This is a genomic window from Vulgatibacter sp. (genome assembly GCF_041687135.1).
Lineage (GTDB): Bacteria > Myxococcota > Myxococcia > Myxococcales > Vulgatibacteraceae > JAWLCN01.
This window is the reverse complement of the sequence record NZ_JAWLCN010000003.1, coordinates 634,804-658,647: the sequence shown is the minus strand read 5'-3', so window position 1 is coordinate 658,647 and position 23,844 is coordinate 634,804. Positions and strand designations below refer to the sequence as shown.

The window sequence follows — 23,844 nt, the reverse complement described above, 5'->3', positions numbered from 1 at the left end:
CGGGGGCGATGCCCCCCGCCAGCCAGGACCCAGATCTGCTCCGCCGCCTCCTGCGCGCGAAGGACCGGATGGACGCCGCCTCGCACGAGGAGTGGCCCGTCAAGCGGCTCGCCCGTGTCAGCGGCGTCTCCGAGGCCCACTTCGCGCGATCGTTCAAGGAGGCCTTCGGCGTCCCGCCGCACCGCTACCTGCTCACGAGGCGCCTGGAGCGGGCGGCGGCGCTGCTCCGCGACACCGAGCTCTCGATCACCGAGATCGCCTTCGAGACCGGCTGGACCAGCCTGGGGACCTTCGGTCGCACCTTTCGCGACGTCACCGGCCAGAGCCCGGGGGAGCTGCGCGCCAGGGAAAAAGCCGCGCTGCACGAGCACGCGCTGGTGCCGGCCTGCTTCCTCAGCGCCGCCCAGCGGCCCGATCTCACGATCGCAGTTTCGGAGAAGCGGCGGCAGGAGGCCGACGATAGAAACGGGGCCGTTCCAACCCATACCAAGGAGGTCCCATGAGCCAGGGAGTCGGCGTCGTCGGCATCTATGTCCGTGACCAGCAGGAAGCGCTCGAGTTCTACGTGGAGAAGGTCGGGTTCCGCGTCCACACCGACGTGGGCAACGGCGGCTACCGCTGGCTGACGGTGCAGCACCCGGAGCAGCCCTCCTTCCAGCTCGGCCTCTTCCAGCCGCAGGCGCCGATGCACGACGAGGCCACGGTGCAGGCGCTGCAGGAGCTGGTGGCGAAGGGCGCCATGCCGCCGCTGGTGCTCATGGTCGACAACTGCCGCGCCGCCTACGACCGGATGCTCGCCCGGGGCGTGGAGTTCACGCAGGAGCCCACCGAGCGCTACGGCACCGTCGACGCCGGCTTCCGGGACCCTTCCGGGAACGGTTGGAAGATGATCGAGGCGCGCCGCTAGGCGGCAGGCAGGCACCCGCAGGCGGCCGGCGCGCCTGCGGGTCCTTCGCATTCGATCGCCGGTGACAGGACCGCGAAGATGGCCCCCTCCCGCCAGCACCCCGCAGACAGCCACGATCTCATCCGCGTCCAGGGCGCGCGCGAGAACAACCTCAAGGACGTCAGCGTCGAGCTCCCCAAGCGGCGGCTGACGGTCTTCACCGGCGTCTCGGGCTCGGGCAAGTCGTCGCTCGTCTTCGGCACCATCGCTGCCGAATCGCAGCGGATGATCAACGAGACCTACAGCGCGTTCGTGCAGGGCTTCATGCCGACCCTGGCCCGCCCCGAGGTCGACGTCCTCGATGGGATCACCACCGCGATCCTCGTCGACCAGGAGCGGATGGGGGCGAGCTCCCGCTCGACGGTCGGCACGGTGACCGACGCCAACGCGATGCTGCGGGTGCTCTTCAGTCGCCTCGGCAAGCCGTACATCGGCTCGTCCAACGCGTTCTCCTTCAACGTCCCCTCGGTTCGTGCGGTCGGCGAGATGACGACCGAGAAGGGCGGGGGCAAGACCGAGAAGCGCGTCTTCACCCGCGCCGGCGGCATGTGCCCCCGCTGCGAGGGGATGGGGCAGGCCAGCGACATCGACCTCACCCAGCTCTACGACGACACGAAGTCGCTGAACGAGGGTGCGCTCACCGTCCCCGGCTACAACGCCGACGGCTGGTACGTGCGCATCTTCACCGAGTCGGGCTTCCTCGATCCCGACAAGCCGATCCGCAAGTACACCAAGAAGGAGAAGCAGGACTTCCTCTACAAGGAGCCGACCAAGGTGAAGGTCGGCAACGTGAACCTCACCTACGAAGGGCTCGTCCCGCGGATCCAGAAGTCGTTTCTCTCCAAGGACGTCGACGCGATGCAGCCGCACATCCGGGCGTTCGTCGAGCGTGCGGTCACCTTCTCCGCGTGTCCGGAGTGCGGCGGCACCCGGCTCAACGAAGCGGCGCGCTCCTCGAAGATCAAGGGGAAGAACATCGCCGATGCCTGTGCGATGCAGATCAGCGATCTCGCCGATTGGGTGCGCGGCCTGAACGAGCCCTCCGTCGCGCCGCTGCTCCACTCGCTGCGGCATACGCTCGACTCGTTCGTGGAGATCGGCCTGGGCTACCTCAGCCTCGACCGGCCCTCGGGCACGCTGTCCGGCGGCGAGGCCCAGCGCACCAAGATGATCCGCCACCTCGGCTCCTCCCTCACCGACGTCACCTACGTCTTCGACGAGCCGACGGTGGGCCTCCACCCCCACGACATCCAGCGGATGAACGAGCTGCTCCTGCGGCTGCGCGACAAGGGCAACACCGTCCTCGTGGTCGAGCACAAGCCGGAGGTGATCGCGATCGCCGATCACGTCGTCGATCTCGGGCCCGGCGCCGGCACCGCAGGTGGCGAGGTGGTCTTCGAGGGCAGCGTCGAGGGGTTGAAGAAGAGCGGCACCCTCACCGGCCGTCACCTGAGCGACCGGGCCTCTGTGAAGTCCGCGGTGCGCAAGCCGACCGGGGTGATGGAGGTCCGCGGCGCCAACACCCACAACCTGAAGAAGGTCGACGTCGACATCCCGCTCGGCGTGCTGGTGGTGGTGACCGGCGTGGCCGGCTCCGGAAAGAGCTCCCTGATCCACGGCTCGGTCTCCGGCAGGGACGGGGTGGTGTCGATCGACCAGGCGGCGATCCGCGGCTCGCGCCGCAGCAACCCGGCGACCTACACCGGCCTGCTCGAGCCCATCCGCAAGGCCTTCGCCAAGGCCAACGGGGTGAAGCCGGCGCTCTTCAGCGCCAACTCCGAAGGCGCCTGCCCGACCTGCAACGGCGCCGGCGTGATCTACACCGACCTCGGGATGATGGCCGGCGTCACCACCATCTGCGAGGAGTGCGAGGGGCGGCGCTTCCAGGCGTCGGTGCTCGAGTACCGGCTCGGCGGGCGGAACATTGCGGAGGTCCTCGACCTGCCCGTGGCGGAGGCGGTCGGCTTCTTCGGCAAGGGTGAGGCGCGCACGCCCGCAGCCCACGCGATCCTCGAGCGCATGGCCGACGTGGGCCTGGGCTACCTGCGGCTCGGCCAGCCCCTCACCACGCTCTCGGGCGGCGAGCGGCAGCGGCTCAAGCTCGCGACGCACATGGGCGAGGACGGCGGCGTCTACGTGCTCGACGAGCCGACCACCGGGCTGCACCTCGCCGATCTCGAGCAGCTCCTCGGGCTGCTCGACCGGCTGGTCGACGCGGGCAAGTCGGTGATCGTGATCGAGCACCACCAGGCGGTGATGGCGCACGCCGACTGGATCATCGATCTCGGGCCCGGCGCAGGCCACGACGGCGGGCGGATCGTCTTCGAGGGCACGCCTGCCGACCTCGTGGCGGCGCGGTCGACGCTCACCGGCGAGCACCTGGCGGCGTTCGTCGGCGGCGGGCGCAAGGCCGCCGCAGCGCGCTGAGGGATCGGGCGCGGGGCGGTACTGCCGGTCGCTGGCGAATGAGGCCTTTCCCGCGGCAGACTCGAGCTGGATTCTCGACGGAGCCACGGATGGACGTTCGCCTGCGCCTGGTCGCCCCGGGGGATATCGACCACTTCTTCCAGCACCAGCGGGATCCGGACGCCCGCTGGATGGCAGCTTCTACCTCGAGCAATCCGGACGACCGGGAGGCCTTCGCCGCTCGCTGGGCGCGCACGCTGGCGGAGCCGTCGGTCGTCGCGCGGACGATCGAGGGCGAATCGGTGCCTATCGGCTACGTCGCGAGCTTCGTGCGGCAGGGCAACCGCGAAGTCGCCTATTGGCTCGGGCGCGAATTCTGGGGCCGCGGTCTCGCCACCACGGCGCTCGGCCTCTTCCTCGCCGAGCTGGTCGAGCGGCCGCTGCACGCACGGGCGGCGGTCGACAACGTCGCCTCGCTCCGCGTGCTGGAGAAATGCGGCTTCGTCGCCGTGGCGAAGGATAGCTTCCGCTCCGCCGCCCGGGAATGCGAGGTCGACGAGGTGGTGCTCGCCCTCGCGAAGGGGTGAGTGCGCTGCGGGCCGCCCAGGAAGGCACGAAGTGCTTCTCCATCCCTTTCACGGGTTGGTAGCGAAGGGGCCGTCTGGAATTCTGCTGGCGACGAAGCTACGTTCAGGGCGTGAGCGCGAAGGGAACCACCAAGCCGGAACCGAGCCGCACGGCCCTCTCGGACGCGGATATCCGTTCGTCGCTGGCCTTCTTCGGTGCCCCCCTCCAGGGATGCGAGCCGCGCGAGGTCCTGGACCTGGACGCGACGCTGATTGCCGCTCTCGCGCTTTCCCGGATGGATCCAACCGTCTTCAGGGTCCTGCCGTTGGTGCTCAAGCGCAACCTTGGCCAGTTGGACCTCGAGCGGTTGCGTGAGCTCGCCTGTAGCCGTGAGCTCCTTGCCGAGTGGGGCATGTTGGTCGACCTGGCGGGCGAGGTGTTGGGGGTACCCGCCCTCACGGCGCAAGCCAAGAAGCTCTCTCGCGAAGTGGAGCAGCGCGAGCGCGGCCAATACTTCCGGTCCCGGAGCTACTTCGAGGGGCTCTTGGCGGAACGGCGTACGCCCGACGTCGTTCGCCGTTGGGGATACTTGATGAACATGCCGCTCCACGTGTTCAGGGGCCTCGTCGAGAAGCACGCTTGAAGCAGTATTCCTCGGCGGACCTCGAGGAGCTGCTCCGGCGTGCGGACGCCCGGCTTTCGGAGCCGGAGGTAGTGGTGCTCGTTGGCGGGGCCGTGGTCGGGCTGGTTCACGGAAGCAGCCACGCTACCAAGGATCTCGATTACGTCGATGGTTCGTCCGCCGCGCTCCTCGCCCTTGCAGAGGTGGGAGCTGAGATGGGAATCCCGATTCAGAACGTAGCGGGAATCTACTGCGCGCCACACGACTGGGAAGACCGGCGGACCGAGTTCAAGCTCGCCGGACTGAGCTGGTTGCGCGTCTTCGTCCCCGAAAAGCATGACTTCGCGATGATGAAGTTGGCGCGAGGTACCGACCACGACATCGACGCGATCGTCGATATCCATAGCAAGGCGCCGTTCGCTTTCAATGTTTTGTGCGCGCGATTCCGCGATACACAGGTCCTTGGGGACGGTATCGACTTCAAGTACGCGTTCGCGGCGACGGTCGAGCGCCTCTTTGGAATCGAAGCCGCGTTGGCTGCAGTCGGAGAAGCCGAGCAGTAGCGGCGCCGCTGGTACATCGCCGACTTCCCCTGCCGAACACGCGCCGACCCGGCCGCACGTCCGCGTGCCTACCGGCGCGCCGCGAGCGCCGCGGGGACCTTCGTCAGCTGGCTCTCGAAGCCCTGGGCGGAGCTGCGGGTCCAATGGTCGTCCGGGTGCGGATCGATCGCGACCACCATGCGGACGTTGGCACCCTCGGGGATGAGCTCGACGAGCATGTCGTTGTCGTAGGGCTCGACCCCCGGGAGGAAGTCGATCGAATGGCGGAGCCGGAGGCGCCGCTTCGGCTCCAGCTCGACGAAGTGACCGCGGGTGGCATGCGAGAGCGGCATGCCCTGGCTCTCCATGTAGGCGATCTCCTCGCGGCCCGCGGCGATCATGTCGTAGACCAGCTCGCCGCCGACGCGCAGCTCGAGCTTCAAGACCTCGACCCGAAAACCCTCCGGCCCCCACCACGACTCGAAGCCGTCCTTCGTGGTCCAGAGGTCCCAGAGGTCGTCGACCGGACCCTCGTAGGTGCGCTCGAAACGGATCGGCTGGCGGTTGGGTGCTGCCTTCTCGCGGTTCATCGCTTCCTCTCCTTCGCGTGGGCGGCGCGTGCATTGCGCCGTTTCTGCAGCGCCTCGTCGAAGCGATCCAGCCGCTTCTCCCAGAGGCCCCGGTAGCTCGACAGCCACGTCTCGAGCTCCTGGAAGGGCTCCGGACGCAGCGAGTAGAAGCGGCGCGGCCCGTCCGGACGCACCTGTACGAACCCCGCCTCGAGCAGGATCCGCAGGTGCCGCGACACGCCGGACTGGTGGATGTCGAGCTTCCCGACGACGTCGTTGACCTGCTGCTCCCCCGAGCGCAGCGCCTCGACGATCTGGCGCCGCGTGGGGTCCGCGAGGGTCTGGAAGGCGTCGGTATGCATAGAGGTGTATATGCATATGCGTGCATGAGGCGTGCGTCAAGTCCCGGCGGATCAGCTTCACCGGCCCGCCCCGCAAAGCGCGTGCGGCTCCCCTCGGCGTGGGCGAGGCCCGCCGCCCCTGCAGCCCCGTCCTGCGTTCCTCGCTGCGACCCGGGCGACGCCGCGACCGATGAGTCCGCGCTCGCCAGGGCGTCATCACATCCGTTCAACCGAGCTCCCCCGAGTACGGAACGGGAGCGCGACCTGCCGGAGGAGAGCCATGGCCTACGTAGACGGATTCGTCGTAGCAGTCCCCGCCGCGAAGAAGGAGGCCTACCGCAAGCACGCGGCGGAGGCGGCGCTGCTGTTCAAGGCTTTCGGCGCCACGCGCATCGTCGAGGCGTGGGGCGACGACGTCCCCGCGGGGAAGGTCACCGACTTCCAGCGCGCCGTGCAGGCGAAGGATGGCGAAGTCGTCGTCTTCTCGTGGATCGAATACCCCGACAAGACGGTGCGGGACGCGGCGATGCAGAAGATGATGAACGACCCGCGCATGCAGGCAATGGGCGCCGAGATGCCCTTCGACGGCCAGCGCATGATCTTCGGCGGGTTCGCGGTGCTCGTCGACCAGGGCTGACCGTCGAGGCTGCGGGCGGGCAGCGCCGCGCGGCGGGAGTCACCCAGCGATCGCTGGCTGGCTCCCGCAGGCGCGACCTCACTCCCGTACGACAGCCAGCGCAGGATCGAGCAGGTACCCATCGGCATGGCGCAGCAGCACCGGCGCAAGGCCCAGGCCCCGGAGGATCCTGATGGCGTTCCACACGCGGGTGGCGGCAGCGGTCGGCAGGATCTTCTCACCGGGCCAACCGATGGCGGCGAGCTCGTCGGCACTGGCGCCGACGCCGGGCGCGATGAGGCGGTTCTCGACCAGCCCACGCAGCAGGTGGCGGACGGCGCCGCGCCGGCGCAGGTCGACGCGCTCGCCGCCGGCGAAAGAAAAATAGGTGGCGTCCCTGGCGACGACGAGCGCGCCGGGATGAAGCCCGGGCGGCGCCGCCTCGGCTGCAGCACGCCGGGCGAGCGCCTGCCCGAGCAGACGCCGCGCCACGAAGAGCCCCTCGACCGTCACGCCGGTGCAGATCGGCGCGGCGAGCAGCTCCCGCGCACGCGCCTCGAGGCTCGACGCATCGCTGCCCGAACACGTCACGCGGCGTGCCTCGGACAGCGCGACGATCCCCTCGAGCAGTGCGAGCATCTGCATGCCCGCGGGATCACCCAACTCGTCGAAGGCCGCGCGTGCCTCGGAGAGCTCGGCGCGTGCCTCCGCGGTGCCGCCGAGCAGCGCGAGAGCGGCAGCGTGGAAGGGCAGGAGCATCGCACGTTCACGCTTCACACCGAGCTCGCGCAGTGCGGCGATGCCGTCGGCGAGTCGCCGCTCCGCTTCGCGCAGTTCGCCGCGCTCGAGAGCGACGATGGCCAGCTGGCCCGTGGCGATCCCGTGCAGCTGGCGGTTGCTCGAGCGGCGATCGAGCGCGAGCACCTCGAGCAGGTGCTTCTCGGCCTCGTCGAGATCACCCATGGCGAGCGCGAGGCTCCCGAGGTTGGTCGTGGCGTAGGAGAGCGACGTGAGATTCTCGAGTGAGGCAAAGATGGCGCACGCCTGCTCGAGGGCGTTGCGCGCCGCGCTGAACCGGCCGCGGTGCGAGTGGATGGCGCCGAGGTTCAGCAGCGCGATACCGCAAAAGCGGAGGTGGCCGCCGCGCCGGAAGAGCACGAGCGCTTCCTCGGTGCGGGTGGCGGCGGAGTCGATCGCACCGCGGCTCTCCTCGAGCGCGCCGAGTACGAGGAGGGCCTGTCCTTCGATGAATGGCTCGCCTTCATCGGCACCGATTGCGAGAGCGCGCTCGAGCTCGGTGCGCGCTTCAGGGTCGGACGCCGGCACGCGGAGCGAGGCGGAGGCGATGAGGAGATGGCCTTCGCTCGCGCGATCGCCGTGGGCCCGGGCAACGCAGAGTCCTTCATCGACGTCCGCTCGGGCGGCGGCCGATCCGCCCTCGCGCTTGCGCACCCGCCCCCGCTCGTGAAGCGCCTGCACCAGGAGCTGCGGATCACCCGTGCGCCGCGCGGCCTGCACGCACGCGTCGAGGAGCTCCCGCTGGAAGGCCACTGGACCGCCACGGCTGAACAACGCCGCGAGCGCCAGCCCCGTGCGCGCAGCCAGCTCCGGTGCCGCACCGAACGAGCGGCGGTGGGCGGCGAGCAGGTTCTCGCGATCGGTGGCCAGCCAGCGCAGCGCAGCGAGTGCTTCGGGGCCTTCCGCGCGCCCGGCCCGTGCAGTGCCCTCGCTCGCGAAGTAGGCCGCGTGTTGGCGCTCGAGCTCCGTGGCGCCGCCCAGCTCGCGTAGCCGCAGCGCTGCGAATTCCCGCACGCTTTCGTAGAGCGAGAAGCGATCGACATCGAGCTGCAGCAGCGCCTTCGCGCGCAGTCCATCGAGGTGGTCGACGAGGAAGTCGCTGCGGAGGATTGCCTCTGCGGCCGCGAGCGTGAACCCGCCCGCGAACACCGAGGCCCGCGCGAGCACGCGCTGCTCGTCGGCGGTCAGAAGATTCCACGAGAGCGACAACGCGTGGGTGAGCGAGCCCTCGGCGGAACGCAGGAGAGCGAGGCGCTGCGAGATGCGTTCGAGGAGCTGCCGCGGTGGCAGCACACGCACGCGCGCAGCAGCGAGCTCGATGGCGAGCGGCAGACGATCGAGCCGCAGCACGAGCTCGTCGAGCGCCTCGCGCTCGGCCGGTGCGAGCGGACGATCGGCGGCGGCGTCGCGCGCACGGTCGAGGTAGAGCACGACGGCGTCTTTCTCACCGAGCGGCCCGAGCTCGAAGCGAACCTCGCCGCGGATGCCGAGTGGAACGAGCGAGGTGACGAGCAGCGTGAGCTCGGGGCACCGTTCGAGCCACTCTTCGAGCACGCCGGCGAGTGGCCGCGCGTGCGGATCGACGTTGTCGAGGACGAGCAGGAGCGGGCCGCGCGCTGCGAGCGCATCGCCGACCCTCTCGCCGGCCAGGCGCAGCCGCTCCGCCACGGCTGCGCGCAGGTCGGCCTGCGTCGCGCAGGCCTCGACGCCGAGGAACTCGCCGTCCAGCTCACTGGCGAGACGGCGCGCGATCCGTGTCTTCCCCATCCCCGACGGCCCGGTGAGGGTGATGAACGGGATGCCATCCGCGATCATCGTCCGCAGCGCCGACAGCTCCCGCTCCCGTCCGACGAATGAGGTGCGGTCCGGTCGGACCTTCGGGGCTCGGTGCACGGGCGACTCCTCGATGGCGTCGCCCGAGGGTAACAGGTCCGTGGCGCTACTCCTCCGCCTTCACGCCGAAGGCGTAGACGCCGAGGAGGGCCTGCGCCGCCACGACCGATGGTTTCTCGCCCCGGCGGAGCAGGTGGATGCGGAGCGCCTCGGACGCCATTGGTACCCGGCCCACGATGGTCCCGTCCATCGCGACGGCGACCGCATCCGCGCGCCTGCGCGTGTCGGCGTACTGTGCGGTCACGAGGTGGGGCGGCGTGCTTGCGGTCCCTGGCACCAGCACGAGCGGTCCACCGATGCGGCGGAGGTTCGGCCAGTACTCTTCCAACTCCGTGTCGACGCTCCATCGGATGTCGCCCGTCGCTCCGTCGAGCAGCACGAGTTCGTTGTTGTACGTGGTGAGCGCGAGGTCGAAGCCATCCTCGCCGGGGATTACGTGGCCGAACCACGAAGCACCGGGCAGCGTTTCCCCCTCCGGGTTCGCTGGATCGATCTTCGAAGGCAGCAGCGTCTTCCAGAGCTTCTCGCCGGTCTGCGCGTCGCGCAGCGCGGCGAAACCGTTGCGCTCGGTGGTTGCGCCACCCGATAGCAAGCCGCCAGGGACGGCGCGGGCCCACAGGCTGAGCTCCTCGTCCTCGTCGAGCGTCCAGCGAACGGCGCCACCTCGCTCGAGCAGCGAGAGCGTACTCGGCGCGTAGTAGAGTCCGGGATCCGTGCGCACGGCGATCTCCACGGCGCCGTCACCGTCCACGTCGGCGACCGTGATCTCGCCCGCCATGCAGAGTTCGATCGGGGCGGACCACATCTGGGTGAGGTCCGCGTCGTAGCACCGCACGTGGCAAGTGGTCTCGCCCACCCGGGCCGATTCGACGACGAGGATCTCGTCGATGCCATCGGCATCGAGATCGGCCGCGGTGAGTGCGACCGGTTCGCTCGGCAGGGGCAGCGAGGCCTCGCGGATGCCCTCATGCGAGAAGCGCTCGATGATGCCGGATGCGCCGGGGAGCGCCGCCTTCGCAGCCGCGACGATACGAAGTGGCTCGTCGCGCTCGAAGCGAGCGGTGGTGACGTCGATGGTCCAGCCGAACGCCCCGACCGCCAGGCGCTGGAACCAGCGGCGTGCACCGGTAGAGTCGAGAAGGGCGATGTTGCCGCTGTTGTCACCCGTCACGACCCAGTCCTCGTCGTTCATGGGCACGACGGCCGAGGCCGAGAGGAACGAGGAGAGGTAGCGGCTCCAGCTCAGCTCCCCCGCCCCGTCGAGTGCACGCAGGATCCCGTCTGCCGTGCCGAGGACGAGCGTGCCGTCTCGTTCGGCGAAGGTCTGGATGCCGGCGGAGATCTCGTAGCGGAAGAGCTTGCGAGGCGCGTTGCCCTCCCCGAGTTGCAGTGCGACCGCGGTGCCGGGCGCGCCGAGATCCGGTACGCCAGTCGTCAGCAGGAGCAGCGGCCGTTCGTCGCGAAGGACGATCTCGGCCTGCGTGACCGTGCCCTCGATTGCGTAGCGCCAGCGCTCGGTGGCGTCGGCTCCCAGTGCCACTACGAGCGTCGGCGTGCGGGTCGGGTCCATAGCCCACGCGTCCCGCGCGATTGCGAGAACTTCGTCGTGGCCGTCCCCGTCGAGGTCGTGGGATAGCAGGTGACTCACCAGCGTGCGATCGGGCTCGGTTCCGAACAGCAGGAGATCGCGCGACCACCGCAGCTCTCCCGCTGGGTCGAAGGCACGGAGCGGCCGGCTCCATGTCGCGACTACGGCCGAGTCGCTCCCGAGGCCGTCCAGATCGGCCGATCCCAGCGCGGTCGGCTGATCACCGTCCTGGAACTCGAACGAGAAGATGAGCTGGCCATCGGCGGTGGTGCTGGTGAGTGAACCCGGCCGACCGGCGCCGGGGCCGCCGACCACGCGGACGCCCTCATCCACGAGGAAGAGGCCATCGAGAGCGTCTGCCCGTGCGGCCGTTTGGACGAAGGCAGGCACGGCGGCAACGGGCAGCTGCCACAACTCGTCGCCGGTCTGCACGGAGTGCGCGGCGCTGCCGTAGTTGGGAAGGAACGCGAGGCCCGCGGACGTCTCGAAGGTCGTGAAGAGGGGGAATGTGTGGCGCAGCTGCGGGAACGTCCGCCAGATGGTCGAGCCGTCGCGGCCATCGAGCAGGAAGGCGTCCCCTATGCTGCTCGTGACGAGCAGGTTGGAGCGGCCGTCGCCTGCGGGAACGGCGGCGAGCTCGTAGACCCAGTCGTTGTCGCCGCCGAGGAGGAGGTTGTCGTCGACCTCCCAGTCGGCGAACCAGAGCTCGCGCGTTCCGTCGGCGGAGACGAGCAGCGGGCGCCTGGCGCCGACGGCGATCTGTGCGGTCCCGTCGCCGACGAAATCGGCTACGGCGAGGGAGCCCACCTCACCGAACCCCTGGTGACGCCAGGTGAGGTGGAAGGCGAGACCTTCCCAGCCGGGTTGTGGGTCGCCGCCGGTTCCGCCGGATCCTCCGGAGCCGGCGCTTCCGCCCGCGTTGCCCGCGGCGTGAGGAGGGTCTTCGTCGACGCAAGCAGCTGAAGTCAGGCTTGCGGAAAGCAGGATGGTGAGCAGAAAGAGCTTACGCATGAAGTGTCCTCACCGATTCAAGGAGATGCGGCTGCGAGAACGGGGGTCGGAAATGGACGCATCGACGTGCTGCCTGCGCCGAGCTGGCCGTAGTCGGACGCCCCCCAGCAGTAGGCCCCGCCGGACGAGGTGATCCCGCAGGTGAAGTCGCCGCCTGCACGGAGGTCACGAAATGCGAGGCCGCCGAGCACCGGGACCGGCGCCTCGGTGGACGTGAGATCGCCGGTGCCGAGCTGGCCGGCCTGGTTGCCTCCCCAGCACCACGCCGCGCCTGCTGCGTCGAGCGCGCAGGTGTGGCGGTTGCCCGCAGCGATCGTGGCAAAGAGATGACCTCCGCCCACCTGCACCGGCTCCCAGGTCTCGCCCATCGGATCGTCGGTCGCGGGAGCGACGCCGAGCTGCCCTTCGAGCGACCGGCCCCAGCACCAGGCAGCGCCCATCGCGTCCACCGCGCAGGTGTGGTTGCCACCGGTAGCCAGCGCCGTGAAGACGTGTGCGCCGGCTACGGCCATCGGCATCGCGTAGCGCGTGACGTCACCCTGCACCGGACCGATGCCGAGCGCGCCGGTGTGCGCGCCCCAGCACCAGGCCGCGCCGGCTTCGTCGACTGCGCAGGTGAAGGCGGACGAAGGCGCGATCGATTCGAAATGGTGGCCGCCGGCGACGGGCGTGGGCACGCGCAACTGGAACTCGTCGGTGCTGCCGGTGCCGAGCTTGCCGAACCAGTTGCTCCCCCAGCAGTACGCCGCGCCCACCGCGTCGATGCCGCAGGTATGCGCGTCGCCGGTGGCGAGTCGGGTGAACTCGAGCGTGGCCGCAACCGGGACCGGCACCTCGCTGTTGAAGACGGTCTGCGACTGCTCGTCGACGCCGAGCTGTCCCTCGTCGTTCGCACCCCAGCAGAATGCGGCTCCCTGGTTGTCGAGAGCGCAGGAATGGCGGGCGCCCGAGGTGAGCCAGGCGAAGCCACCGCTCCCGGCGACGCGCAGCGGCGTGCTCTCCGACGGGTTGGTGGAGCCGGCGCCAAGCTGGAAGGTCGAGTTGTCGCCCCAGCAGAGCGCGCCGCTGCTGTCGAGGCCGCAGGCGTGGCTGGCGCCGGGCGCGAGGAGGTCGAGCGTGAGCTCCGGTGCTGCGACCGTGGCAGGGATCACGTGAAAGGGAAGCAATCCCTCGACGCCCGGCCCCTGGCGGCTGGTGACGCGAATCGTGGTGGAGCCTGCGGCAAGTGCGTGCACCATGATCGCGGGCTGCGTGCCAACCACCTGGTGGCTCTCAATGGCGGCGATGGCCGGGTCGGCGATCTCCCAGGTCGCGTCGAGCAGGTCGACCGGGCGCACGAACCACCCGTGCCCCTGCTGCCCTGCGGCGCGGACGAGGGTGCTGCGGCCTTCGAGGAGCGCGATTTCGCGGAGGCCGTCCGGCGTCTCGACGTAGATGAGGTTGACGCCTTCGCCGCCGACCTCGAGTTCGAGCGAGGTGGTGAGGTCGCCGGCCGTGGCGGTGAGCTCGACCGGCCCCGGCGCGATGGCGGTGACCATGCCGCCATCGACCGTGGCCCGCGATTCGTCGCTGATCGCCCATTCGACCGGGATCTCCTCGAGGGTATTGCCGTCCGCGTCGCGTACGGTGGAGACGAAGAGGCGCGTCATGTGCTGCGGGAGGAAGCTGCAGTCCGGCGCGCAGGCCTCGGCTGCGGCAGGCGTGATCTCGAGCGAGCCGACCTGCAGGGTGCCGCCAGCCCCACCCGACCCTCCGGCCCCGCTGGAACCGCCGTCGCCGCCCGTGCCGCCGGCACCACCGCCGCCGATGCCGCCGGCGCCTCCACCAGCTCCGCTGCCGCCGGTGCCACCGGTGCCACCGGTTCCGGGCGCGGGATCGGGATGGTGATTCGTCGTGTCGTCGCCGCAACCGGCCGCGCAGACGGCGAGCGTGAGAACGGCGGCCAGGAGGTACCTGGGGGCGTGCATGTGGCGCTCCTCGTGTCGGGTAGATGGCCAGTATCGTTGGCCCGAGGGCCGATGCGCCTGATTCCTCCTGACAGCGGAGGCGGCGGCCTGATCGGTCATCGTGCGGCGGTGGCGGCTGACTTCCGGGAGACGGCAGTTCCCTCGACCTCCCAGCAATCCTGCCCGAAGAGGAAGTACTCGTATCGGTGGGAGATGACACCGTCGACGAGTGCGTCGAAGCCCGGTCCGGCGCGGTCGATCGCGTCTTCGATCGCTTCTTGCACGCTGGGTTCGCCCCACTGCACGAGGACGACCGGGACGCAGTCCCTGCCGGTCACCCGCACACCGTCGCCCGCGTCGTCGACGGCACGGAGGGTGTTCCTGGTGGAAATGACGGTGAAATCGGTGAGGGGTTTGCTGCAACCGGAAACGAGGGAGATGGAGGCGCATGCAGCGGCGAAAGCCATGCGGTGATTCATGGTGGTTCCAGTTTCGTGAGTGCGGGGGAGGTACTCAGCTGCTCTGGGCAGTGAGAGGGAGGGCGCGCGCCGTCACCGGCCGCCTGCGGATGATCCACTCCGCGACGGCGGCGTTGATCGCCCAGCCTGCGCCCAGGCACAGCGCGCGGGACAGCTCGCCCTGGATCTCTTCGAAGACGAAGTACGGGATGTGCGTCAGCACATGCGTGCCGGCGCCGAGACCCAGCGCATAGCCGCGCAGCATCCAGGCGCCATGCGCGGTCACGTCCCTGCGGCGGATGGCGGCTACACCGAGGGCGATGGACAGCGCCATCGCCGAGCCCACGACCAGCCGAAGGAAGAAGACCAGCGGCCCGTCGTGTCCGACCGTCGGGTAGAACCAGGTCATCCACAGTCCGGAGAGCGCGGCGACGAGTCCGAGAGGAACCAGAACGCGCCCCGCGCCGCGGTGGAGGCCGGGCTTGCCACGGCGGAGGCGAGGGGAGAACTGGAACGCACCCAGCACGCTCCAGACGCTGGCACTCAGGATGTGCAGAAACACCGGGACGGGGTCTGCAACGAACCGTGCGTTTTCGGCGGTGACCTCGGCAAGGCCTGCCAGACGCACCGCGCCGGCGACCACGGGGACCACGCTGAGCGCGAGCAGAAACATGGTCGCGCGCCCGATTTTCCTTGTCTGCGTCATGTTCTTCATGGCGCAGAAGGTACCGGGAGAGCCGAGTGCGAAACCATTCGTCCAACGGCCAAATCTGTATCGTCCGCGAGGTGGACGGTGGCGTCGTACTTTCGGCCAGTCAGCCTCGAACGCGGCCGGTTTCCCAGGCCCAGATGGCGATCTCGACCCGATTTCGCGCGCCGATCTTCGTCATGAGGCTGGCGACGTGGCTCTTCGCGGTGCTGAGGCTGATGTGCAGCATGTCCGCGATCTCGGTGTTGGTCAGCCCGCCGGCCACGCGGAGGAGGACTTCCTCCTCCCGAGCGGTGAGAGGCTCCTTAGGCTGCGCCCGCGGTGCGTCCGGCCGGGACGCGGCGAATGCGGAGAGAAGCCGTGCGGTCACGCGGGGCGCGATCAGGGCATCGCCGGTGGCGGCAGACCGGATGGCCTGGGCCAGCAGCTCAGGGCCCGCATCCTTGAGCAGGAAGCCGCGGGCGCCGGCCTTGAGCGCTGCGTAGACGTAGTCGTCGTGATCGAAGGTTGTGATTACGACGACGCCGATCGAAGGGGCGAATCCGGCCAGTCGGCGGGTGGCCTCGATCCCATCGATACCGGGCATGCGCACGTCGAAAAGACACACGTCCGGGCGAAGATCGCGTGCGAGCTCGACCGCCTGCAAACCGTCGGCGGCGACGCCCACGACCTCGATGTCGGGTTGGGCCTCGAGGATCATCCGCAGCCCGGTGCGCACGATCTCCTGGTCGTCGGCGACGATCACGCGGATGCTCATGCGACGGCTCCTTTTCGAGGCAATACTGCGCTGACCGTCCAGCCACGCTCTGCGTCCGGGCCTGCGCTGCACCTGCCGCCGAGCAGCTCCGCCCGCTCGATCATGCCGGTGAGCCCGTAGCCCCGTCCCCAGCCGCGAGCGTGCGGGGGCTCGCCGTCGTCGCAGACGCGCAGATGGACCGAGTCGTGGTCGGCGGTGACGCCGACCCGGATGCGAGTCGCGCCACGTGCGTGCCGGCGGGCGTTGGTGACCGACTCCTGCGCGATACGGAAGAGCGCGGCCGAGACCGAGGGCGGCAGGTCGTCGAGGTCGCCTGCGATCTCGACGACGACGGCAGGGACGCCCGCGGATTGGTCGGCGAGCCGATCGAGATCCGCGACGCGCGGACTGGGTGCGAGCTCCGCGGATTCGTCCCCCCGCAGCAACCGGACGATCGCCCGCATCTCGGCGAGGCTGCGCGAGGCCTCGGTCCCGATCACCCGGAGTGCGTCGACTGCCGCCGCGGGGTCCCGAGGCGCCGTCGCCAGGCCTGCCTGCGCCCGAATCGCGATGGCGGACACGTGATGGGCAACGGTGTCGTGTAGCTCGCGTGCAAGGCGCTCGCGCTCCCGCATCTTCACCTGTTCCAGCTCCTGCGTGCGCACGCGTGCGCGGTATCGGACCGCGGCACCGAGCGTCGTGGCGGCCAGCAGCACGGCGAGCGCACCGAGCATGTCGCTCGCTGTCGCCCCCTGCGAGAGCAGACCGAGCGACGCCGACCCCAGCAGGATCGGCAGCGCGAGCACCATCTCGCGCCCTGCGCCCCATCGAAACAGCGCGTAGACGAGCAGCAGCAGGAAGGCCAGCGTGTGCAGCTCGGGAACGTCGAAGTCGGTCAGCAGGCGGACGGCCGATACGACCGCCGTCGTGCCGAAGCCCACCGCGAACATCGCCAGCGGAAGCGATCGCCTCCACACCAGCGTGGGGAGCAGGGAGATCACCAGAGCGAGGGCCAGGGCCTTGTGTGGCAGCTCGGGCCTCGCGCTCACCTCCACGATCGCCACCAGGGCGAGGCCCGCCACGAGAAGCCAGTCACGGAAGCTCGGAGCGGGGGGGCCAGGGTCTCTCGGTTCGGACCACACCAGGCGAAAGAGGTCGCGCATCGCGGCGGAAGATACGCCCGCAGCGACTGTCGGATCAGCAATATCGCTGCCGTCCATGCGTATCCCCTGCGATGGCAACCGGTCGGACGCCGGCTCGTGACCCCTCCGGCTCTCCCGAACGAACCAATCTCGCATGCGCGCCTCCTGGCTGGAACAACCGGCGAGCGCGGAAGACCCATCTTCCAGATGGCGAGGACCCTCTCGCGGAAGAATCTCTTCGACTACGGCAGCGGGAAGGTCGAACCTGCTGTGGACGCTCGCCGGGCGAACCTACGGGCGGAGCGAACGGAAGTGCTCATGAGCGACCCCAACTCCCTGGACTGGGCAACGACGCGCGGCGAGAAGTGGTCCGCGCAGCTCGCGGGCATGGAAGCGACGCTCGCGCCGGTGGACGCGCCGCTGCTCGCAGCGCTGCGGCTCGAGGTGCCTTGCTCGATCGCGGACGTCGCCTGTGGCGGCGGCGGGACGACCCTCGAGATTCTGCGGCGGGCACCGGCGGGAAGCATCGTGCACGGCTACGACATTTCGCCGGCGCTGATCGGCCGGGCGCGCGAGCGGGTGCCCGCCGGCGTGCAGCACGTCGGTTTCGAGGTCGCGGACCTCGCGACCGCTGTGCCGAAGAAGCCGTACCAACGGCTCGTCTCGCGTTTCGGCGTCATGTTCTTCCACGATCCGCCTGCCGCATTCGCGAACCTCACCCGCTGGCTCCAGCCGGGCGGTCGTTTCGCATTCGCGGTGTGGGGGCCGCCCTCGGACAATCCCTGGATGACGACGGTACGCGAGGTGGTCGCGCGGGCGGTCGAGGTACCGAAGCCGGACCCGGATGCGCCGGGTCCGTTTCGCTACGCGGACGTCGACCGGTTGCTCGCGTTGCTCGAGGGGGCCGGCTTCGCCGGCGCCGAATGGGCCGACTGGCGTGGCCTCCTCCCGATTGGTGGCGGGATTCGATCAGCTGCCGCAGCCGACTTCGCGCTCACGGCCTTCTCGTCCTTCGGCGAGCTGCTGGCCGCAGCGGGAGACGGCGCGCTCGACGAGGCGCGCCGTGAATTGACGAATTCGTTCTCCCGGTACGAGAGCGACGGCGCCGTTCGCCTCGATGCTCGCGTTCACCTGGTGAGCGGCACGCGCCGGTGATGGGCGTGATCAGAGATCCACGTCGGTGCCCCTCGCGGAGCGCGCCTCGAGCCTGCCGACGACGCGTTCGAGCTGGAAACGCTGGGTGAGGTGGTCGGTCACCGCCGCGATCCGTGCGTTGCGCGCGGCGGCGAGATCGGTCTCCAGGCGCAGGAGCCGGAAGGAGGTCGAGTGCCCCACCTCGAGCAGGCGCTTCTCGGCCCGAAGCTGCTCGCCGGCGAGACGAACCGCCTCACGCGTGGCGAGGACCCGCTTGGCGCTGGTGTTCACCGCTCGGACGGCACTGCGCACCTCGCTGGCGACCCCCAGCTCCGCATCACGGAGGGCGAGCCTGGTACGGCGAACGGAGAGTTCCGCCGCGTCCCGACCCGACCTGGCCAGACGGTTGCCGAGGGGCATCGTGAGCTGCAGCCCCGCGGACCAGCGGTACTGCGAGTCGAACTGCGAGCCGAGCTCGCGGTGTCCGTCCGCCCACCGCCCGGCGAGGCCGCCCACGCCGACGGAGCCCACCGCGTCGAGCGCCGGGAGGAGCTGGTTCCGTGCGAGCTTGAGGCGGTCCTCCTCGTTGTGGAGGGCGAGGCGGAGGGCCTCCAGCTCGGGACGGTTGGCCTGGGCCTTCTGCAGCAGCGGCTGCAGCTCCACGGCCCGTACTTCGGGCTCCATGCGCTCGGTCGGTACCACCTGGCGGTCGAGCTTCGTCGCCTCGTCGCCCAGGACGAGGCGCAGCAGAGCATCCTGCGCGTCGCCGATCTCGGCCTGCGCCCGAATCACCGCTTCCTCGCGAAGCGCGACGCCGGCGCTCGCCTGCGTCACCTCCACGGGCTCGAGGGTCCCAGCCGTGACCTGGATCTGCGCCTCGCCGCGAAGCTCCTCCGCCACCCGCAGCGACTCGGAGGCCACCCTGGCCGCCTCGAGGGCACGGGCGAGGCGCCAGTAGGCCTCGACGGTGCTGGCGAGGACCGCGTCGCGCTTGCGCCGCAGCTCCGCGTCGGCGATGCCCACCGTTCGCTCGGCCCGGGTGACGGCGGTGCGCCCTTCGATCCCCCACGCGCCCTGGAGTAGCGGCTGGCGCACGCCGAGGTGGAGCCGCGCTCCGTGGGTGGGGCTCGGGGCCTGGTCTGCCGCGAGATCGATCCGGTCGTAGCCGTAGCCGACCTCGTAGCTCGTGCCCCAGGGCAGCTGCTGCCGCACCACCGCTTCGTAGGAGAGCGCCTCGATATCGTCAGGGCGAGCAACGAGCTGGGGGGGCTGTCGGTCCCGCGTATAGCCGATCCGCGAGGAGAGCGTGGGATCGAACACCGCCTCGGCACCGCCCACGGCTGTCTCCGCGAGCTCGGGCAGGAGCCGCTCACCCGCGAGCTCGAGGTTGTTGTGGAGCGCGAAATCCAGCGCCTGTGCGAGGGAGAGCTCGAGCCGCTCGCCCTCCTCCGCGGAAGCGCCGAAGGGGACCGCCAGCATCGCCGCCACGGCGCCGATGGCCAGCGTGCGAGCGAGGCGGCGAACCTCGAATTTTCGGATCACCACGTAGAAGACCGGGGTGAGAAGCAGACCGAAGAGCGTCACGCCCAGCATGCCGGCGAGGACCGCGATGCCCATCGCCTGCCGCATCTCCGCCCCGGCACCCGTGCCGAGGGCGAGGGGCACCACGCCCATGATGAAGGCGAGCGACGTCATCAGGATCGGCCGCAGTCGCAGCCGGCACGCCTCGAGCGCGGCTGCAATCGGCTCGAGCCCCTCGTCCTCCTTCGATCGGGCGAACTCGACGATGAGGATGGCGTTCTTGGCAGCGAGCCCGACGAGAACCACCAGTCCGATCTGGGTGAAGATGTTGTTGTCGCCGCCGGTGAGAAGCACGCCTGCCAGCGCGCTCAGCACCGAGAGCGGAACGATCAGGACCACGGCGATGGGCAACGTCCAGCTGTTGTACTGCGCGGCGAGGATCAGGTACGCGAGCAGGATCGCCAGCGGAAAGATCCAGAGGCCCGCGTTGCCCGCCCGCTTCTCCTGGTGGGTGAGGTCGGTCCACTCGTAGGTCATGCCCGTCGGGAGGACGGACGCGGCCAGCCGCTCCATCGCGGCGACGGCGTCACCGCTGCTCACGCCGGGGGCCGGAGCGCCGCTGATGTCGGCGGACGGGTAGCCGTTGTAGCGCATCACGCGATCGGGGCCGGACGTGTCGGCAACCCGGACGAGCGAGCCCAGGGGCACCATCTCGCCGCGTCCGTTGCGGACCTTCAGCGCTGTGATGTCACTCGCCTCCGCACGGTGCTCGGCATCCGCCTGGACGTTCACCTGCCAGGTCCTGCCGAAGCGGTTGAAGTCGTTCACGTAGAGCGAGCCGAGGTGGACCTGCAGCGTCTCGAAGAGATCGGCGAGCGCCACGCCCTGCGTCTTCGCCTTCACCCGATCGATTTCGAGGCGCACCTGCGGCACGTTCACCTGGAAACTGGACAGGAGCTTCGCCAGTGCGGGATCGCCGGAGGCCTTCTGGAGCAGTTCCTGCGTGGCAGCGAAGAGCGCCTCGTCACCGTGTCCGGCGCGATCCTCGATCTGCATCTTGAACCCGCCGAGGGAGCCGAGCCCCGGCACCGGCGGTGGCGGGAAGATCCCGATGAAGCCCTCCTGGATCGCGGAGAACTTGCCCCAGAGCCTGCCAGCGATGGCCCTGGACGAGAGGTCGTCGGTGGTGCGCTGCTCGAAGGGATCGAGCATCGCGAAGACCACGCCCTCGTTCGACGAGCTGACGAAGCCGTTGATGGAGATGCCGGGAAACGCGACGACGCTCTCGACGCCGGGCTCCGCCAGCGCGATCTCCGAGACGCGCCTCAGCACGTCCTCGGTGCGGTCGAGGGAAGCCGCGGGCGGAAGCTGCACGATGCCGACGAGGTAATACTTGTCCTGCATCGGGACGAAGCCCTTCGGCACGTTCGCGTAGCCGAGCCAGGTGAGCGCGAGAAGGCCGCCGTAGACGACGAGGGTGATGGTCGAGACCCGCAGCGTGCGCTTGACCACGCGGACGTAGCTCGCGGAGCCCGCATCGAAAAAGCGGTTGAACGGTTGGAAGACCCAACGACCGAAGAGCCGCTCGATGATGCGACCGAGCCTGTCCTGTTGGATGCCGTGCCGCCGAAGCAGCACGCCGGCCAGCGCCGGGCTCAAGGTGAGCGAGATGAACGCGGAGAGGATCGTGGAGATCGCGATCGTCAGGGCGAACTGTCGGTAGAATTGACCGGTGAGGCCCCCGAGGAAGGCGGTGGGGATGAACACGGCAGCGAGCACCGAGGTGATCGCGATGATGGGCCCCGTGACCTCGGTCATCGCGCGGCGTGCGGCTGCCTTCGGACCGAGGCCCGCCGCGAGGTGCCGCTCCACGTTCTCGACCACCACGATGGCGTCGTCGACCACGATGCCGATGGAGAGCACGAGGCCGAAGAGCGAGAGTGTGTTGAGGGAGAAGCCGAGGACGTGCATCACCGCGGCGGTACCGACGAGCGAGATCGGAACGGCGACGAGCGGAATGATCGAGGCGCGCCACGACTGGAGGAAGAGGATCACCACCAGGACCACGAGCAGCACCGCCTCGAGGAGCGTGGTGAACACCTCGTCGATCGAGGCCTGCACGAAGATGGTCGGATCGTATGCGATCCGGTAATCGACGCCCTCGGGAAAGTCGGCCTCGAGCTCGGCCATCCGGGCGCGAACCGCCGCAGCCACGTCGAGTGCGTTTGCGCCGGGCGTCTGGGCGATCTGGAGGGCTACGGCGGGCTTGCCATCGATCAGGCCGCGGAACGCGTACGTGTTGGCGCCGAGCTCGACCCGCGCCACGTCCTGCAGCCGGGTGACCTGGCCATCGGCGCCGGTCTTGATCACGATCTCGCGGAACTGCTCCTCGTCCGAGAGTCGACCCTGGGTCGTCACCGGGATCTGGAAGGCGGAAGTGGGGCCGCCGGGCGGCTGGCCCAGGGTTCCCGCGGCCACCTGCACGTTCTGCTCACGGATCGCGCGGACGACGTCGCTCGCGGTCAGCCTGCGCGCGGCGAGCTTCTGCGGATCCAGCCAGACACGCAGCGAGTACTCGCCCGCACCGGTGATGCGGACGCTACCCACGCCAGGCGTACGCGCGATCTCGTCGCGGACCTGCAGCCGCGCGTAGTTCGAGAGGAAGAGCGGATCGCGTGTCTCGCCGGGCGAGACGAGGTGCACGACCATGAGCATGGCGGGCGAGGTCTTCTCGGAGGTGACGCCGAGCCGCTGCGTCTCGGGCGGTAGACGCGGCAGGGCGCGTGCCACGCGGTTCTGCACCTGCACCTGGGCCAGATCCGGATCGATCCCCTGCGCGAAGGTGACGGTGAGCGTCAGCCAGCCATCCGCCGTCGCCTGCGAAGACATGTATTCCATGCCCTCCACGCCGTTGATCTCCTGCTCGATGGGGCCAGCCACGGTCTCTGCGATCACCTTCGGGTTGGCGCCCGGATAGCCGGCGCGGACCACCACCGTGGGCGGGCTCACCGACGGGTACTCGCTCAAGGGCAGATCCACGAGGGCCAGGCCGCCGACGATCACGAGGATCACCGAGAGCACGACGGCGAAGATGGGCCGATCGACGAAGAAGTGGGTGAACTTCACGGCGTGCCTCCTGCGAGCGGCGCATCGCTGTCCGCCGGCAGCCGGGGCCGGACCGTCATCCCAGGCCGGACCCTTCCGCCGACCACGACCTTCTCGCCGGGGGTGAGCCCGTCGCGTACGACACGCTTGCCGTCCTCCATGGCGCCGAGCTGCACCGCTCGGTGTCGCACGACGTTCTGCTCGTCGACGACGAGGACGTAGCGGCCGCCCTGATCCGACGCGACGGCACGATCGCTCACCAGCGGGGTGGGCGCCGGTGCGGAGGTCGGCACCCGTACGCGGGCGAACAGGCCGGGGCTCAAGGCGCCGTCGGAGTTGGCGAGGACCGCGCGGGCCCGTGCGGTGCCAGAGGACGGGTCGATCCGGTTGCCGAGGAAATCGAGCCGTGCGTATCGAGTGATCGTCTGCGCGCCAGCGATCTCCACCTCGACCTCTACCTCTTCGTGCCGGGCGGCAGCGAGCCGGAGGTATGTCGGCTCGTCGACGTCGAACTGCACGTGGATCGGATCGATCGAGACGATGGTCGTAAGCAGCGTGGCGCCGTCGGTACCGCCACTGACCAGGTTGCCCGGACGCACGAGTGCCTCCCCGACGCGACCGTCGATGGGCGACGCGATGCGGGTGTAGCCGAGCTCGAGCTCCGCTGCAGCGAGCGCGGCCCGTGCCGCATCGACCTGCGCCCGTGCGTCTCCGCGGGTTGCCGCGATGTCGTCGAATCTGCTCTGTGAGATGACCCGATCGGCTGCGAGGGACTCGGCCCGTTCCGCCTGGCGCTCTGCAAGGGCGAGCCGCTCCCGCGCCTGCGCCAGCTCTGCGCGAGCGCGGTGGAGCGATGCCTGGAAGGGACGAGCGTCCAGCGAGAAGAGGAGCTGCCCCCGCTTCACCACGCCGCCCTCCGGCACGGAGATCGACTCCACGTAGCCGCTCACCTGCGAGCGGAGGTCCACGCTCTCCACCGCCGCGAGCGTCCCCGTCAACTGCACTCGTTCTGCGAGCGTGCGGACCGCCACTTCCTCCACCGGGATTTCGGGTACCGCGGCGGCGCCACTGGTCGCCTCCGCTCCGACCTTCGCTTCTGCACGCCCTACGAGCCAGGCGCTTCCAGCAACGGCCGCTGCGAGCAGCACCGCGATCACGATTCGCCTCTTCATGGTTCTTCTCCGTGTCGTGAGT

At 69.7% G+C, this 23,844-nt stretch carries 19 protein-coding genes and 1 pseudogene; 8 read left to right on the top strand and 12 right to left on the bottom strand.

What is annotated here, in order from left to right; translation table 11 throughout:
• Nucleotides 1-8: 8 nt before the first annotated feature.
• From ACESMR_RS10325 to ACESMR_RS10300, 6 genes are all read left to right on the top strand, one after another.
• A complete protein-coding gene (locus ACESMR_RS10325) occupies nt 9-503 on the top strand; it encodes a helix-turn-helix transcriptional regulator (RefSeq protein WP_373046975.1) in 495 nt (164 codons plus the stop codon).
• Complete coding sequence (locus tag ACESMR_RS10320; RefSeq protein WP_373046974.1) at nt 500-907, top strand: VOC family protein; 408 nt, start codon at nt 500-502, stop codon at nt 905-907. The genes ACESMR_RS10325 and ACESMR_RS10320 overlap by 4 nt, the downstream gene beginning before the upstream one ends.
• A gap of 78 nt (nt 908-985) precedes the next feature.
• A complete protein-coding gene (locus ACESMR_RS10315; RefSeq protein WP_373046973.1) occupies nt 986-3,373 on the top strand; it encodes an ATP-binding cassette domain-containing protein in 2,388 nt (795 codons plus the stop codon).
• Nucleotides 3,374-3,462: 89 nt separating this feature from the next.
• Entirely contained in the window at nt 3,463-3,939 is a 477-nt protein-coding gene (locus ACESMR_RS10310) for a GNAT family N-acetyltransferase (RefSeq protein ID WP_373046972.1), read from the top strand.
• Between the two features lie 110 nt (nt 3,940-4,049).
• Nucleotides 4,050-4,562, top strand: coding sequence for a hypothetical protein (locus ACESMR_RS10305; protein WP_373046971.1), 513 nt, complete (start codon nt 4,050-4,052; stop codon nt 4,560-4,562).
• Nucleotides 4,559-5,104: a DUF6036 family nucleotidyltransferase gene (locus ACESMR_RS10300; RefSeq protein ID WP_373046970.1), complete on the top strand. Its 546-nt coding sequence runs from the start codon at nt 4,559-4,561 to the stop codon at nt 5,102-5,104. Before ACESMR_RS10305 ends, ACESMR_RS10300 begins: the two co-directional genes overlap by 4 nt.
• 68 nt (nt 5,105-5,172) lie before the next feature.
• On the opposite strand, the gene ACESMR_RS10295 is transcribed toward ACESMR_RS10300, so the two are convergent.
• Nucleotides 5,173-5,673 (bottom strand): SRPBCC domain-containing protein, encoded by a 501-nt coding sequence (locus ACESMR_RS10295; RefSeq protein WP_373046969.1) that lies wholly within the window; start codon nt 5,671-5,673, stop codon nt 5,173-5,175.
• The gene (locus ACESMR_RS10290; RefSeq protein ID WP_373046968.1) at nt 5,670-6,014 is read right to left on the bottom strand and encodes an ArsR/SmtB family transcription factor; all 345 of its coding nucleotides are present in this window, start codon (nt 6,012-6,014) and stop codon (nt 5,670-5,672) included. The genes ACESMR_RS10295 and ACESMR_RS10290 overlap by 4 nt, the downstream gene beginning before the upstream one ends.
• A gap of 259 nt (nt 6,015-6,273) precedes the next feature.
• Here ACESMR_RS10290 and ACESMR_RS10285 point away from each other — a divergent pair, with 259 nt between their 5' ends.
• Nucleotides 6,274-6,630 carry a DUF1428 domain-containing protein gene (locus tag ACESMR_RS10285; RefSeq protein ID WP_373046967.1) on the top strand — a complete coding sequence of 119 codons (357 nt, stop codon included), beginning with the start codon at nt 6,274-6,276 and terminating at the stop codon, nt 6,628-6,630.
• 78 nt (nt 6,631-6,708) lie between these two features.
• Here the strand turns inward: ACESMR_RS10285 and ACESMR_RS10280 are convergent, their stop codons facing one another.
• The 7 genes from ACESMR_RS10280 to ACESMR_RS10250 form a co-directional block, all read right to left on the bottom strand.
• Complete coding sequence (locus ACESMR_RS10280; protein WP_373046966.1) at nt 6,709-9,300, bottom strand: ATP-binding protein; 2,592 nt, start codon at nt 9,298-9,300, stop codon at nt 6,709-6,711.
• A 46-nt stretch (nt 9,301-9,346) separates the two neighbouring features.
• The gene (locus tag ACESMR_RS10275) at nt 9,347-11,899 is read right to left on the bottom strand and encodes a PQQ-binding-like beta-propeller repeat protein (protein ID WP_373046965.1); all 2,553 of its coding nucleotides are present in this window, start codon (nt 11,897-11,899) and stop codon (nt 9,347-9,349) included.
• A gap of 17 nt (nt 11,900-11,916) precedes the next feature.
• Nucleotides 11,917-13,866, bottom strand: a complete 1,950-nt coding sequence (locus tag ACESMR_RS10270) for an Ig-like domain-containing protein (protein ID WP_373046964.1) — start codon at nt 13,864-13,866, stop codon at nt 11,917-11,919.
• A 95-nt stretch (nt 13,867-13,961) separates the two neighbouring features.
• Nucleotides 13,962-14,324 (bottom strand): hypothetical protein, encoded by a 363-nt coding sequence (locus tag ACESMR_RS10265; RefSeq protein ID WP_373046963.1) that lies wholly within the window; start codon nt 14,322-14,324, stop codon nt 13,962-13,964.
• Between the two features lie 34 nt (nt 14,325-14,358).
• Nucleotides 14,359-15,018 carry a DUF2306 domain-containing protein gene (locus ACESMR_RS10260; protein ID WP_373046962.1) on the bottom strand — a complete coding sequence of 220 codons (660 nt, stop codon included), beginning with the start codon at nt 15,016-15,018 and terminating at the stop codon, nt 14,359-14,361.
• 100 nt (nt 15,019-15,118) lie between these two features.
• Nucleotides 15,119-15,769, bottom strand: a complete 651-nt coding sequence (locus ACESMR_RS10255; RefSeq protein ID WP_373046961.1) for a response regulator — start codon at nt 15,767-15,769, stop codon at nt 15,119-15,121.
• The gene (locus tag ACESMR_RS10250; protein WP_373046960.1) at nt 15,766-16,968 is read right to left on the bottom strand and encodes a sensor histidine kinase; all 1,203 of its coding nucleotides are present in this window, start codon (nt 16,966-16,968) and stop codon (nt 15,766-15,768) included. Before ACESMR_RS10250 ends, ACESMR_RS10255 begins: the two co-directional genes overlap by 4 nt.
• A gap of 240 nt (nt 16,969-17,208) precedes the next feature.
• Here ACESMR_RS10250 and ACESMR_RS10245 point away from each other — a divergent pair, with 240 nt between their 5' ends.
• On the top strand, nt 17,209-18,045 hold the full coding sequence (locus tag ACESMR_RS10245) for a class I SAM-dependent methyltransferase (protein ID WP_373046959.1): 837 nt from the start codon (nt 17,209-17,211) through the stop codon (nt 18,043-18,045).
• A 9-nt stretch (nt 18,046-18,054) separates the two neighbouring features.
• On the opposite strand, the gene ACESMR_RS10240 is transcribed toward ACESMR_RS10245, so the two are convergent.
• From ACESMR_RS10240 to ACESMR_RS10230, 3 genes and pseudogenes are all read right to left on the bottom strand, one after another.
• Nucleotides 18,055-19,503 (bottom strand): TolC family protein, encoded by a 1,449-nt coding sequence (locus ACESMR_RS10240; RefSeq protein ID WP_373047115.1) that lies wholly within the window; start codon nt 19,501-19,503, stop codon nt 18,055-18,057.
• Nucleotides 19,504-19,539: 36 nt separating this feature from the next.
• Nucleotides 19,540-22,671 (bottom strand): annotated as a pseudogene (locus ACESMR_RS10235) (efflux RND transporter permease subunit); the annotation flags it as partial.
• Nucleotides 22,668-23,822, bottom strand: a complete 1,155-nt coding sequence (locus tag ACESMR_RS10230) for an efflux RND transporter periplasmic adaptor subunit (RefSeq protein ID WP_373046958.1) — start codon at nt 23,820-23,822, stop codon at nt 22,668-22,670. The gene ACESMR_RS10230 and the pseudogene ACESMR_RS10235, both read right to left, overlap by 4 nt.
• Between the last annotated feature and the right edge of the window lie 22 nt (nt 23,823-23,844).